The sequence below is a fragment of the Actinomycetota bacterium genome (assembly GCA_004297305.1).
Lineage (GTDB): Bacteria > Actinomycetota > Actinomycetes > S36-B12 > FW305-bin1 > FW305-bin1.
On sequence record SCTR01000012.1, the window covers coordinates 1 to 13,018 of the forward strand.

Sequence of the window (13,018 nt, forward strand, 5' to 3'; positions counted from 1 at the left end):
CTATCGGGTCACCCCCGGACGCTGCGGCCGGCCTCATGCGCCGTCGTGTCGTACCGGCCGCGGCAGGCGCTCGGCGATCGCGGCGAGCACCGCGTGCGGGTCGCCGGCGGGACCGACGAAGCCCGCCGCGGACGCGTGACCGCCGCCACCGAAACCGGCGGCGACGACGCTGACATCCACCTGTCCCTTGCTGCGCAAGGAGACTCGCCACCGACCGGCGTCGTCCTGCTTCAGCACGACTGCCACCTCGGCCTCGTGAACCGAGCGAAGGGCGTCGACGACCGGGTCGACGCCGTCCAGTCCGACGCCGGCCGCGAGCCGGTCCGCACGCCACACCTGCGTACTGACCATCCCGAGTCCGCCGGCCGCCGCGGGATCGAGTTCGGCGCGTTGCAGCGCCGCACCCAGCAGCCGGACCGCGGCCAGCGGGGCGTCGTCGTACAGCCGTCGTGCCGCCTCCGCATGGTGCGCTCCCAGGTCCAACAGCCGGGACGCCAGCACATGGGTTGCCGCGCTGGTACCGGCGAACCGGAACGAGCCGGTGTCGGTGAGCAGCCCGGCGTACAGGCAAGTCGCCATCGACGGATCGAGCTGGGCGCCCAGCCGATCGAGCAGCTGCAGCGCCAGGGCCGCGGTTGCCGGTGCTGCGGTGTCGACCAGGTGGATCTCGCCGAAGCCGGTGTAGGAGCGGTGATGATCGACGGCGACCAGCAGGCCGGCCGACCCGGCGAAGCCGGCCAGCGTGCCGAGCCGCTCGCGACTACTCACGTCGAAGGTCACGACCACGTCCGCCGGCCCCGCGGCGCAGACTGCGGCAGGGTCGGCGAGCACCTCCTGGCAGGGCAGCCACTGCAGGGTCCGCGGTACGGCGAACGGCTCGTCGCCGAACGACACCGCGACGTCGGCGCCGCGACGACGCAGTGCTGCACCGACCGCCAGGGCCGAACCTAGGGCGTCGGCATCCGGGCTCACGTGCGCCAGCAACACGATCCGGCCTGCCGCGAGCAACCGGTCTGCCACGGCCGCCCACTGCGGCGGCGTGACCGTCCAGGCCTCGGCGGCGGCCGTCACGACCGGCCGGTCCCCGAGTCCGTGGCGCGCCCGGCGTCAGCCGCGACGGCGGACTCCGAATCGTGTTCTGCGACAGGGCTATCCGGCTCGCCGTCTGCGACGGCGGGATCCGGGTCGCCGGCTGCGACGGCGGTGGCGCGATACGGGTCGGCGGCACCGGCGTACGTCGCCCGCGCGGCCTGCTCGTGTACCCGGGCATCGGAGGCGGCCGCCTCGCGCAGCAGATCCTCGAGCTGGCGGGCGGTGCCGGGAATCGCGTCGGCGACGAAGGTCAGGGTGGGGGTGTACCGAACGCCGGTCTGGCGCCCCACCTCGCTACGGACGACGCCCTTGGCCGACTCCAGCGCGGCGGCCGTCGCCGCCCGGTCCGCGTCGTCGCCGAGCACGGTGTAGAACACCGTCGCCTCGCGCAGGTCGCCGGTCAGCCGGGTGTCGGTGATCGTGACGAAACCCAGCCGGGGATCCTTGACCCGCAGTTCGAGGGTCTCCGCCACGATCACCCGGATGCGGTCAGCCAGCCGCTGGCTGCGCGACCCCGTCTTTGCCACGTCAGTCTCCTTCGTCGTCGTCGCCGAGGAACCGGCGCCGGGCGGACAGCAGCTGCAACTCCGGCCGAGCGGCAACCGACCGTTCGCATGCGTCGAGCACATCCCGGCAGTGCGCGGCATCGGCCGCCACGACCGCGACCCCGAGCAGCGAACGCCGGTGCAGGTCGAGGTGTCCGGCCTCGGCCACCGCGACGTCGAACCGCTTGCGCAGGTCGGCCACGACGGGCCGCACCACCCCCCGCTTCTGCTTCAGCGAGTGGATGTCGTCGAGGAGGACGTCGAGTTCCAGAACTCCGACGAACACCGCGCTCCTCCCAGACCAGCCCGGCCGAGCGTGCGGTGGGGCGCGGCGCTGCCGCACCCCACCGTGCTCAAGCCCGCGGCCGCTCGCGCATCTCGAACGTCTCGATCACGTCGTCGACCTTGATGTCGTTGAACGCGCCGAGTCCGATACCGCACTCGAAACCTTCCCGCACCTCGGTCGCGTCGTCCTTGAACCGGCGCAGCGACTCGATGGTGAGGTTCTCCGCGACGACCGCGCCGTCGCGGACCAGACGAGCCTTCGCGTTGCGGCGGATCTCCCCGCTACGGACCAGCGATCCGGCGATGTTGCCGAACTTGCTGGAGCGGAACACTTCCCGGATCTCCGCCGTACCGAGGCGAACCTCCTCGTACTCCGGCTTGAGCATCCCCTTCAGGGCCGCCTCGACGTCGTCGATGGCCTGGTAGATGACCGAGTAGTAGCGGATGTCGACGCCCTCGCGGTCGGCCACCTCCGTCGCCTTGCCCTGCGGGCGCACGTTGAAGCCGATGATGACCGCGTCCGAGGCCGCCGCCAGCATGACGTTGGTCTCGGTGATCGCACCGACACCACGGTCGATGACTCGCATCGAGACGTCCTCGCCGACGTCGATCTTCAGCAGCGCGTCTTCGAGGGCCTCGACCGAACCGGACGTGTCGCCCTTGAGGATGAGCTTGAGTTCCTGGATCTCGCCGCTCTCCAACGACTTGAGGAAGTCCTCGAGGGTACGGCGGCCCCGGCGGCGCGCGAGTTCGGCGTTGCGCTCCCGCGCCTGCCGGGTCTGCGCGATCTGCCGGGCGATGCGGTCCTCGCTGACCACCAGGAACGAGTCACCGGCCCCGGGCACCGAGGTGAGGCCGAGCACCTGAGCAGGACGCGACGGCAGGACCGCGTCGAGCGGCGTGCCGTCCTCGTCCAGCAGTGCCCGGACCCGGCCGAAGGCGTCGCCAGCGACGATCGAGTCGCCGGGACGCAACGTCCCGCGCTTGACCAGGACGGTCGCCACCGGGCCGCGGCCGCGGTCGAGGTGAGCCTCGACGACAACCCCCTGGGCGTCCTGATCGGGATTGGCGCGCAGGTCCAGCGCCGCGTCGGCGGTCAGGATGACCGCGGCCAGCAGATCGTCGATACCGGTGCCCTGGCGTGCGGAGACGTCGACGAACATCGTGTCGCCGCCGTACTCCTCGGCCACCAGGCCGTATTCGGTCAACTGCGCCCGCACCCGGGTCGGGTCCGCGCCCTCCTTGTCGACCTTGTTGACCGCCACCACGATCGGGACACCGGCGGCCTGCGCGTGGTTGAGCGCCTCGATCGTCTGCGGCTTGACGCCGTCGTCGGCGGCCACCACGAGGATCGCGATGTCGGTGACCTGTGCACCACGGGCACGCATGGCGGTGAACGCCTCGTGACCCGGGGTGTCGATGAAGGTGATGCGGCGGATCTCGTCGCCCACCGTCGCCGCGACCTGGTACGCGCCGATGTGCTGGGTGATCCCGCCGGCCTCGCCACCCATGACGTCGGCGTTGCGGATCGCGTCGAGCAGCCGGGTCTTGCCGTGGTCGACGTGGCCCATGACGGTGACCACCGGCGGCCGCGGCTGCAGTGCCGCCTCGCCGCCCTCGTCCTCGCCGAGTTCCAGGTCGAACGACTCGAGCAGCTCGCGGTCCTCGTCCTCCGGCGACACGACCTGGACGTCGTAGTTCAACTCGGTACCGAGCACCCGCAACGTGTCGTCGTCGACCGACTGCGTCGCGGTGACCAGTTCGCCGAGCTTGAACATGATCGACACCAGGTCGGCCGCGCTGCCGCCGATCTTGTCGGCGAAGTCCGTCAGCGATGCACCGCGGGGCAGGCGGACGGTCTGGCCGTCACCACGCGGGACGCGGACGCCGCCGATCGTCGGCGCCTGCATGTTGTCGAACTCTTGACGCTTGGCGCGCTTGGACTTGCGGCCGCGAGTCGGCCGGCCACCGGGGCGGCCGAACGCACCAGCCGTGCCACCACGGCCACCCGGACCACCACCACCGGGGCGGCCGGCGAAGCCCCCGCCGCCACCGGGTCGGCCAGCGAAGCCGCCACCGGCGCCACCCGGCCCGCTGGGACGGCCGCCGAACCCGCCGCCGGGCCCTCCTGGCCGGGCACCGGGACCGCCGGGACGCGCTCCCGGGCCGCCCGGACGAGCCCCGGGTCCACCGGGACGAGCCCCGGGACCGCCGGGACGCGCCCCGGGAGCCGGACGCATCATTCCCGGGTTGGGGCGAGGCGCACCCGGAACGCCGCCCTGCGGGCGGGGTGGCATCGAGGTCGGGTTGGGACGCGGCGCGCCGGGCACGCCCGGTGCCGTCCGTCCCATGCCGGAGTTGCCGGTGAAGGGGTTGTTGCCCGGGCGGGGCCCGGCCGGGCGTCCCATACCCGAGTTGCCCGTGAACGGGTTGTTGCCTGGGCGCGGGCCGGGCCGGGGCCCGCCCGGAGTGGGACCTGCGGGGGTCGCACCGGTGGCCGCCGAGCCCGGAGCCGGCCGGACCGGCGTCGCCGCGGCGGCCGGAGCCGACGGCACCTGGCCTGGTGCTGCCGCTGGTCCTGCCGCGGCCGGGGCTGCTGCGGCCGGGGCTGCCGGCGTCGCCGGACTAGGCCGGGTGGGCGCAGAGTCGCCGGCGCCGGGCGTGGGCGTCACCGGGCCGGTCGCGGCAGGTGCCGGAGCAGCCGGGCGCGGCCCGGCGTCGCTGGGGACGGCGGTCGGGGCCGTGGGAGCCGGCGCGGCGGCGGCCGGACGTGGCGAACGGGACTTCGTGGTCGTCGCGGGCGCGGCGGGGAATGCCTCGCGCAGCTTCCGGACGACGGGCGCCTCGATCGTCGAGGACGCGGAGCGGACGAACTCGCCCAGCTCGGTGAGCTTGGTCAACACGACCTTGCTCTCGACTCCGAGCTCCTTGGCGAGCTCGTAGACCCGGACCTTGGACACAACTCTCCTGTCTCGGCCCGGGGTTGCCGCGGGCCGTCAGTGCGGTGGGGACACGCTCATCGGTGCGTGCTCATCGGGTGCTCGGGCTCATCTGCTGCTCCCGGCCTCTCGGCTGCGACGGAACGGACTGGCGGTGCGGGTGCACCGTCATCCCTCTGCCTCGATCGATAGCCGCACCGCGGCGAGGTCGAGCGGGCCGCCGACCCGGAGGGCCCGTGGCAGCGCTCGACGACGTACGGCGAGGTCGAGGCACCGGATGTCGGGGTGCAGGTACGCGCCCCGGCCCGGCAACCGGCCGCGGCGGTCAGGGACACAACTGCCCTCGATCACCACGACCCGGAGGAGGTCGGTCTTCGGAGCCCGGGACCGGCAGCCGACGCACGTGCGCGTCGGTACCGAGCGGGTCGGGCCCTGGACCGGCGGCGAGTCTACCCCGTCGCTCACCGTGCCGGCGGCGCCGCGACCGCCGTGGCGGTCGTCGGTGCAGCGGCGGCCGTCGGTGCAGCGGCGGTCGTGGCGGCATCGGTCGGTGCGGCGGTGTCCGAGCGGATGTCGATACGCCAGCCGGTCAGCCGGGCGGCCAGCCGGGCGTTCTGCCCTTCCCGACCGATCGCCAGCGACAGCTGGTAGTCCGGCACGACGACGCGGGCCGATCGGGCGTCGAGATCCACCACGGTCACCGACGTGACCCGGGCTGGGGACAGCGCGTGCGCGACCATCTCGGCGGGATCCTCGCTCCAGTCGACGATGTCGATCTTCTCGCCGTGCAGCTCGGACATCACCTGACGGACCCGCTGGCCCATCGGCCCGATGCACGACCCCTTGGCGTTCACTCCCGGACGCGTGGCCCGCACCGCGATCTTGGTGCGGTGACCGGCCTCCCGCGCGATCGCCGGAATCACGACCGTGCCGTCGGCGATCTCGGGCACCTCCAGCGCGAACAGCGCCCGGACCAGATTGGGATGGGTGCGCGAGAGCGTGACGTGCGCTCCGCGGGGGCCGCGGCGTACCGACACCACCAGGCACTTCAGTCGCGCCCCGTGCTGGTAGGTCTCCCCCGGCACCTGCTCGGCCGGCGGCAGTACGGCCTCGACCTTGCCGAGGTCGACCAGGACCACGCCCCGGTCACCGCCCTGTTGAACGACGCCGGAGACGAGGTCGCCCTCGGTACCGACGAACTCGCCGAAGGTGACGTCGTCGACGGCCTCACGGAGTCGCTGCAGCAACACCTGCCGGGCGGTCGTCGCCGCGATGCGGCCGAAACCCTCCGGCGTGTCGTCGTACTCCCGGATCGGAGCGCCGTCCTCGCCGCGCTCGGTGGCCAGCACTGAGACGTGCCCGGTACGGCGGTCGAGCTCGACCCGGGCGTTCGCGGCGGCGCCTTCGGTGCGGTGATACGCCACCAGCAGCGCCTGCTCGATCGACGACACCACCAGGTCCCAGGACAACTCCTTCTCCCGGACCAGAGCCTTCAGCGCGTTGACGTCGATGTCCACGGGAGCCTCCTGTCGTCATCGGGAAGCACGTCGTGCGGCGCAGGCTCGCCATCGCGAGTGTCCTGCGGCGCAGCGTCTGTCTCGTACGGAGCGGGACCGGCGTCGCCGTCGGCCTCGTCCGCGGAAGGGCGGGTGAGCTCGACCTGGACCACGGCGGTCGTCACGGCGTCGTACCGCACGGACCGCGGACCGGTCGGACCGCGCAGTGTCGCCTCGTCCGCAGTCGCGGCCAGCACCCGGCCCAGCAGGACCTCGCCGTCGGCACACTCCACCCGGACCAGCCGGCCGATCGCCCGGCGCCAGTGCCGGCTCGCCGTCAACGGCCGCTGCACCCCGGGCGAACTGACCTCGAGGGTGTACGGACCGCCGGAGTCCACGGCGTCGAGGGCGTCGGACACCGTCCGGCTCACCGCGGCGACGTCGTCGAGGGTGATGCCGCCGTCGCGGTCGACCACCACCCGGACCAGACTGCGCCGGCCGGCAGGTCGAACCTGGATGTCCTCGAGGTCGAGCCCGGCGGCCGTGACCACCGGGGCGAGCACCGGCAGCAGTCGCTCGCGGGACAACGCGGCCACGACGACCTCCGGTGTGATGTTGTCGACCTGGTCCTGCCACCGCCGACGTACGACGGGTCCGGCTGTACCGGACAGCGCCAGGGTAGCGCCACGGCGCCCCGCGACGACCGTGCGATCCTGTCCCTCCCGTCCCGCCTGCGCGGGAGCAGCCACCGGACCTGGAGGGGTGCCGCATGGGTCTGCCCACGCGCCGCGCGGTGCTCCTCGGCCTGGCCACCGGCCCGGCGGCCGCCCTGGTCGCCTGCTCGGCGACCGGACCCGGGCCGGACCCCTCGCCGGACGCGTCAACGGACGCCGACAACGCGATCCGGGTCCGTACGGCAGCGTCCGAAACCGACCTGGTGCGGCTGTACGACGCCACCATCGCCGCACACCCGTCGCTGGCCGCACGACTGGCACCGCTGCGGACCCAGCACGCCGAACACCTTGTCTTCATCGGCCCGTACACCGAGCCGACGCCGCAGTCCAGAGACGCGTCGGCGTCCGGTGTGCCGTCGTCGTCGCCATCCGTTGCGCCGTCGTCATCGCCATCCGATGTGCCGTCGTCGGGGGCGGTGCCGCCGACGCCGGCAGCGGCATTGCGGGCCCTGGTGCAGGCGGAACGCTCGGCGGCCGCGACCCGGGTCGACGACTGCGTCGCAGCGTCCAACGGGGATCTCGCCGACATGCTCGCCCGGATCGGCGGGTCGGAGGCCCAGCACGCCGCGGCACTGGCAGCAGGCGCCTCGTGACGCCGACGGAGGCGCTCGCCATCGTCGTGGCCGGGGAGAACGCCGCTGTCTACGCGTACGGCCTCCTCACGCCGCGGCTGTCCAGCGGCCAGAAGGCTGCGGCCCGGGCCGCGCTGGACGCGCACCGCCTGCGCCGCGATGCCGGACGTGGCCGGTTGATCGCCGGCGGGGCCACTCCGCCGGCCGCCGCAGCGGCGTACGACCCGCCGTTTCCGGTGACGGACGCCGCGGCTGCCGTCCGGCTGGCGGCGTACGTCGAAGACCGGCTCGCCGGGCTGTACGCGGTCCTGGCCTCCGCCACCGCCGGAGAGGAGCGCCGCGACGCCGCGCTCGCCGTCCAGGAGTGCGCGGTCCGGGCGGTGTCGTGGGGCGGCGCACCCACGACCCTGGTCGGTTTCGCCTGACGCCCAGCCGTCCGCGCGACGCCGGAACGTCTCCGATGGATAGGCGTCGGAACGTTTGTAGCATCGGCGCCATCCGAGCACGGGGGTTTCTCGTGGTCAGCTGCTCGTCCCGCCCGTTGCGCCGCACCGCGCTCCTGGTCGGCCGCATCGGCGCGCTGGCCGACATCGACGACAACCGTCTGCGGCCGGCCGGCGACGCCCAGCCGTTCGCTTCATTCGCGTTGGCGTACCGGCCGACCGGACACCACGCGCCGGATGGACGATGAACTCCTCGCGTCGGCCGGAAACTGCCAATCCGGCGCGATCCGCCATCCGTTGGTGCATTGCGGTTGTTGCGGTGGCATTGGTTGCGGCGGTTGTCGTGGCCGCTGGCACCGCCAACGATCGGCGAGTGGTGGTGGCGGGCCCGGTCGACGGCGTGGTGCAGGTCGAATGGCCACTGGGACTGCGGGAACAATTCGGTACGTGTGGCGGTCGAGCGCAGCCGTCGCCCACGGTCGACCGACTCGTCGCGCCCGTCGCGGTCCACTCGGTGGTCATGTGCGGAACACGAGACGTGACACTGAATCCCGCCGACTCACCCCAGATCGCCGAAGCGGTCACAGAACTGGTCGCCGGGCTCGCGCAACCCGACGAGACCAAGTGGATGTTGACGACAGTCAATTGCGCGAGCTTCGGCGTGATGGTGCCGCCCTTCGCGCTCATTACCCCGCAGGGGATCACGCTACGGCCTGTCCTCCCCTTGGGCCCCTGCAAGCGACCGGGAGACAGGGCGTTCTTGGCGCTGCACTCCCTGTGGCAGCTGGCAGGCCTGCCAAGGACCTAACTCGGTTTGCGGCACAGATCGACGACGTAGTCCACGACACCGTTGATGTCGACGTCGGTCCGTGTGCCGGTCGCCCGATCCTTGACCTCGACCAGTCCGTCGGCAAGGCGCTTGCCGACGACCACCACGGTCGGCATGCCCAATAGTTCGGAGTCGTTGAACTTCACTCCAGGAGAAATCCCGCGGCGGTCGTCCAACAGGACACGAATCCCCGCGGCGTCCAGCCTCGTCGCGACGTCGTCGGCGGCGGCGAGCACCGCCGCGTCCTTGCCCGCCGCGACGACGTGCACCTGCGCCGGCGCGACCGCACGCGGCCACACCAGGCCCTTGTCGTCGTGATGCTGCTCGGCGATGGCTGCCACGACCCGCGACACGCCGAGCCCGTAAGACCCCATGGTCACCGTGACCCGCTTGCCGTTCTCGTCGAGCACCTTGAGGTCCATGGCGTCGGCGTACTTGCGGCCCAACTGGAAGATGTGGCCGATCTCAATGCCCCGCGCCGACTGCAGGCCGGTCCCGCAGCGCGGACACGGGTCGCCGTCACGAACGTCGCCCGCCTCGATCACGCCATCGGGGACGAAGTCGCGCCCAGCAACCAGATCGTAAACGTGACTGCCGTCAGCGTCACCGCCGCTGATCCAGCTGGTGCCCGTCGCCACTCGGGGATCGACGACGTACCGGATCCCGGCGGACTGCTTCTGGCCCAGGGACTGCGGGCCGATATAACCGCGAACCAAGGTGGGATGCCGGTCGAAGTCGGCTGCTTCGAACGGCCGTGGGACGCCGGGGTGCACCGCGGCCTCCACTCGCTTGAGGTCGACCTCACGGTCGCCGGGTAGGCCGATGGCCAGCGGTTCGGTCTGCCCGTCCGGATGGGTCACCATGAGCAGCACGTTCTTCAGCGTGTCCGCTGCCGTCCATTCCCGATCGGCGCGACGCAGGTCGGGCCGGTCATTCGACAGGGCGACCAGCGCCTCGATACTGCCGGCATCGGGGGTGTCCTCGACGTGCGCAGCAGGATGCCCCTCCCACGACACAGCTGCGGGCGGCGGCGTGGTCACGGCTTCGACATTGGCCGCGTAACCGCAGGCGGGACAACGGACGAACGTGTCCTCGCCGGCATCGCAGACGGCGAGGAACTCCTCGCTGGCACTGCCGCCCATCGCACCGGACATCGCCGAAACGATCACGTAGTTCAATCCGAGTTGGTCGAACGTCGCGATGTAGGCGTCGCGGTGCCGGGCATAGCTCGCCGCGAGGCCGTCGTCGTCGATATCGAAGGAGTACGAGTCCTTCATGACGAATTCGCGGCCGCGAAGAATCCCGGCACGAGGCCGAGCCTCGTCACGGTACTTCGTCTGGATCTGGTACAGCACGAGCGGCAGATCCTTGTAGGACGAGTACTCGCCCTTCACCAGCAGGGTGAACATCTCTTCATGCGTGGGCCCGAGCAGATAGTCGTTGCCGCGACGATCCTGCAGTCGGAACAGGTTGGCTCCGTAGGCGTTCCAGCGATCGGTCTGTTCGTACGGCTCACGCGGCAGCAGCGCCGGGAAGTGCACCTCCTGGAAGCCGGCGGCGTCCATCTGGGCCCGGACGATCCGTTCGACGTTGCGGAACACCTGGTACCCCAGGGGCAGCCAGGTGAAGATTCCCGGTGCCACACGGCGGACGTACCCGGCGCGGACCAACAGCCGGTGGCTGGCGAGCTCGGCGTCAGCAGGGTCGTCGCGCAACGTACGCAGGAACAACGTCGACATGCGCAGCAGCACGGCACTCCTTCGGCTCGACGCCCCGCCGGGCGCGCTGGCGGCCGGCGGCCGGGCCCCGAGGATATCGGCCCGCCGTGGGCGGCCGTGCCACCGCAAGGGCTCGCAGGCGGCCGCCCATCGGGACCCTTGCGGTGGCACCGCGGCCGGCCGGGCGCGGGTCAGAACAGGACGGTGGCGAAGTCGCCGACCTCACGGAAGCCGACCTGCAGGTAGGCCTTGCGGGCCGGCGTGTTGAAGTCGTTGACGTACAACGAGACCAGCGGTTCGATGTCCTGCCGGCAGTACTGCACGACCCGCGCCATACCGGGCGCCGACAGGCCGCGGCCCCGCAGGGCCGGATCGACCCATACCCCCTGGACCTGGCAGGCGCCCGCGCCGACCGCACCCACTTCGGCCTTGAACACCACCCGGTCCCCGTCGATCCGGGCGAACGCGCGGCCGGTCCGCACCAGTTCGAGGATCCGCGCCCGGTACGCCGCCGCCGCGCCGCCTGCCAGCGGCGAGACACCGACCTCCTCGGTGAACATGGCGACGCAGGCGGGGACCAGCAGGTCCAGCTCGTCCTCGCGCACCCGCCGTACGGCCGGATCGGCCGCGACGGCCGGGGCGGAGTCGCACACCATCAGCGGCTGCCGGCTGCGAACTTCGCGTGCCGGGCCCCAGGCCGGCTCCAGCAGCCGCCACAGGTCCAGCACCTCAGCGGCGGCACCGACGATGGACGAGCACCGGCGGCCGATACGCCGGCACCGGTCGGCGAACGCGGCCCGGGCTGCGTCGCTGGTCGCCACGGGGACGAGATTGGCTCCGGCGTACAGCGCGGACTGCAGCACGTCGTCCTCGACGTACCCCCACAGCTCGCCGCCGAGCTGCCACGGGTCGAGGTCACCCGACGCGAGCCGGGACGCCACGAAGCAGTGCCGGACCGGGTCGCGTGCCAGCAGCGCGCGGACCTCGTCGAGGTCGCGCGCGGTCAGGACCCGCAGCAGACCCGGCACGTCCGCATCCTCGCGTACGTCGAACCCGCCGCGCCGGGTCGCATCGCCGCAGCGGGGCGATCCGCCGTGGTGCGAGGTGAAGGCGTGCGATCCGCGGGAGCGCGAGCCGCCGCGGTGCGACGGCAGTCGACGAGCCGGCGGGTCAGCTGGTGGTGACGACCGGCGTCCCGGGCCCGCCGCTGCTGCCGAGCTCGTCGGCCAGCCGGAGCGCCTCCTCGATCAGGGTCTCGACGATCTGCGCCTCGGGCACGGTCTTGACGACCGTGCCACGCACGAAGATCTGGCCCTTCCCGTTGCCGGACGCGACCCCGAGGTCCGCTTCGCGCGCCTCACCGGGCCCGTTGACCACGCACCCCATCACCGCGACGCGCAGCGGCACGGTCAGGCCTTCCAGGCCGGCCGTGACTTCCTCCGCCAACGTGTACACGTCGACCTGGGCACGGCCGCAGGACGGACAGGAGACGATCTCCAAGCCGCGCTGTCGCAGGTTGAGCGACTCCAGGATCGCGATGCCGACCTTCACCTCTTCGACCGGTGGGGCGGACAGCGACACCCGGATCGTGTCTCCGATCCCCTGCGACAGCAGCGCCCCGAACGCGACCGCGGACTTCACCGTGCCCTGGAACGCGGGCCCGGCCTCGGTGACCCCCAGGTGCAGCGGGTAGTCGCAGGACTCCGAGAGCAACTCGTACGCCCGCACCATGACCACCGGATCGTGGTGTTTCACCGAGATCTTGAGGTCGTTGAAGCCGTGTTCGGCAAACAGCCCGGCCTCCCACAACGCGGACTCCACCAGGGCTTCGGGCGTCGCCTTGCCGTGCTTGCGCAGCAACCGGGGGTCGAGCGAACCGGCGTTCACACCGATCCGGATCGGGATACCGGCGTCGCCGGCGGCGATCGCGATCTCTTTCACCTTGTCGTCGAACGCCTTGATGTTGCCCGGATTCACCCGGACCCCGGCGCAGCCGGCGGCGATGGCCGCGAAGACGTACTTCGGCTGGAAGTGGATGTCGGCGATCACCGGGATCCCCGACTTCCGAGCGATCTGCGGGAGGGCGTCGGCGTCGTCCTGGCTCGGTACGGCGACCCGGACCACCTGGCAGCCCGCGGCGGTGAGTTGCGCGATCTGCTGCAGCGTCGCGTTCACATCGGCGGTGAGGGTGGTTGCCATGGACTGCACCGAGACCGGGGCGTCACCACCGACCGCGACCGGATGCGTCGGATGCTTCAGGAGCAGTTGCCGGGTTCGGCGCCGTGGCGCCAGCGTCGGCGGCGGTACGGCGGGCAGGCCCAAGGACACGCTCATGGCGCCCAGTATCCCCTGTGCCGCGGCCGGT

12 protein-coding genes are annotated in these 13,018 nt (G+C 72.1%); 2 read left to right on the forward strand and 10 right to left on the reverse strand.

The genetic code is table 11. The features are described from left to right. Positions 1 to 33: 33 nt before the first annotated feature. From EPO13_12215 to rimP, 7 genes are all read right to left on the reverse strand, one after another. Entirely contained in the window at positions 34 to 1,071 is a 1,038-nt protein-coding gene (locus EPO13_12215; GenBank protein ID TAK68069.1) for a bifunctional oligoribonuclease/PAP phosphatase NrnA, read from the reverse strand. Next, positions 1,068 to 1,721: a 30S ribosome-binding factor RbfA gene (gene rbfA, locus EPO13_12220; protein ID TAK68070.1), complete on the reverse strand. Its 654-nt coding sequence runs from the start codon at positions 1,719 to 1,721 to the stop codon at positions 1,068 to 1,070. Before rbfA ends, EPO13_12215 begins: the two co-directional genes overlap by 4 nt. Next, positions 1,621 to 1,923 (reverse strand): DUF503 domain-containing protein, encoded by a 303-nt coding sequence (locus tag EPO13_12225; GenBank protein TAK68071.1) that lies wholly within the window; start codon positions 1,921 to 1,923, stop codon positions 1,621 to 1,623. The genes rbfA and EPO13_12225 overlap by 101 nt, the downstream gene beginning before the upstream one ends. A 67-nt stretch (positions 1,924 to 1,990) precedes the next feature. Further along, entirely contained in the window at positions 1,991 to 4,882 is a 2,892-nt protein-coding gene (locus EPO13_12230) for a translation initiation factor IF-2 (protein TAK68072.1), read from the reverse strand. A 147-nt stretch (positions 4,883 to 5,029) separates the two neighbouring features. Then, on the reverse strand, positions 5,030 to 5,326 hold the full coding sequence (locus EPO13_12235) for a YlxR family protein (protein TAK68073.1): 297 nt from the start codon (positions 5,324 to 5,326) through the stop codon (positions 5,030 to 5,032). Continuing rightward, positions 5,323 to 6,378 (reverse strand): transcription termination/antitermination protein NusA, encoded by a 1,056-nt coding sequence (gene nusA, locus EPO13_12240; protein ID TAK68074.1) that lies wholly within the window; start codon positions 6,376 to 6,378, stop codon positions 5,323 to 5,325. The genes EPO13_12235 and nusA overlap by 4 nt, the downstream gene beginning before the upstream one ends. After that, positions 6,354 to 7,034: a ribosome maturation factor RimP gene (rimP, locus tag EPO13_12245; protein ID TAK68098.1), complete on the reverse strand. Its 681-nt coding sequence runs from the start codon at positions 7,032 to 7,034 to the stop codon at positions 6,354 to 6,356. The genes nusA and rimP overlap by 25 nt, the downstream gene beginning before the upstream one ends. Between rimP and EPO13_12250 the strand changes: the two genes are divergently transcribed. Then, positions 6,970 to 8,088 carry a DUF4439 domain-containing protein gene (locus EPO13_12250; GenBank protein ID TAK68075.1) on the forward strand — a complete coding sequence of 373 codons (1,119 nt, stop codon included), beginning with the start codon at positions 6,970 to 6,972 and terminating at the stop codon, positions 8,086 to 8,088. The two genes, rimP and EPO13_12250, sit on opposite strands and share 65 nt — an antisense overlap. A 361-nt stretch (positions 8,089 to 8,449) precedes the next feature. Continuing rightward, a complete protein-coding gene (locus EPO13_12255) occupies positions 8,450 to 8,914 on the forward strand; it encodes a hypothetical protein (protein ID TAK68076.1) in 465 nt (154 codons plus the stop codon). Here EPO13_12255 and EPO13_12260 read toward each other — a convergent pair. The 3 genes from EPO13_12260 to EPO13_12270 all read right to left on the reverse strand — a co-directional run bounded on the left by EPO13_12260 (position 8,911) and on the right by EPO13_12270 (position 12,987). Continuing rightward, a complete protein-coding gene (locus EPO13_12260; protein TAK68077.1) occupies positions 8,911 to 10,686 on the reverse strand; it encodes a proline--tRNA ligase in 1,776 nt (591 codons plus the stop codon). The genes EPO13_12255 and EPO13_12260 overlap by 4 nt on opposite strands. A gap of 158 nt (positions 10,687 to 10,844) precedes the next feature. Next, complete coding sequence (locus EPO13_12265) at positions 10,845 to 11,681, reverse strand: GNAT family N-acetyltransferase (protein TAK68078.1); 837 nt, start codon at positions 11,679 to 11,681, stop codon at positions 10,845 to 10,847. A gap of 142 nt (positions 11,682 to 11,823) precedes the next feature. Further along, positions 11,824 to 12,987: a flavodoxin-dependent (E)-4-hydroxy-3-methylbut-2-enyl-diphosphate synthase gene (locus EPO13_12270; GenBank protein TAK68079.1), complete on the reverse strand. Its 1,164-nt coding sequence runs from the start codon at positions 12,985 to 12,987 to the stop codon at positions 11,824 to 11,826. Positions 12,988 to 13,018 lie beyond the last annotated feature (31 nt).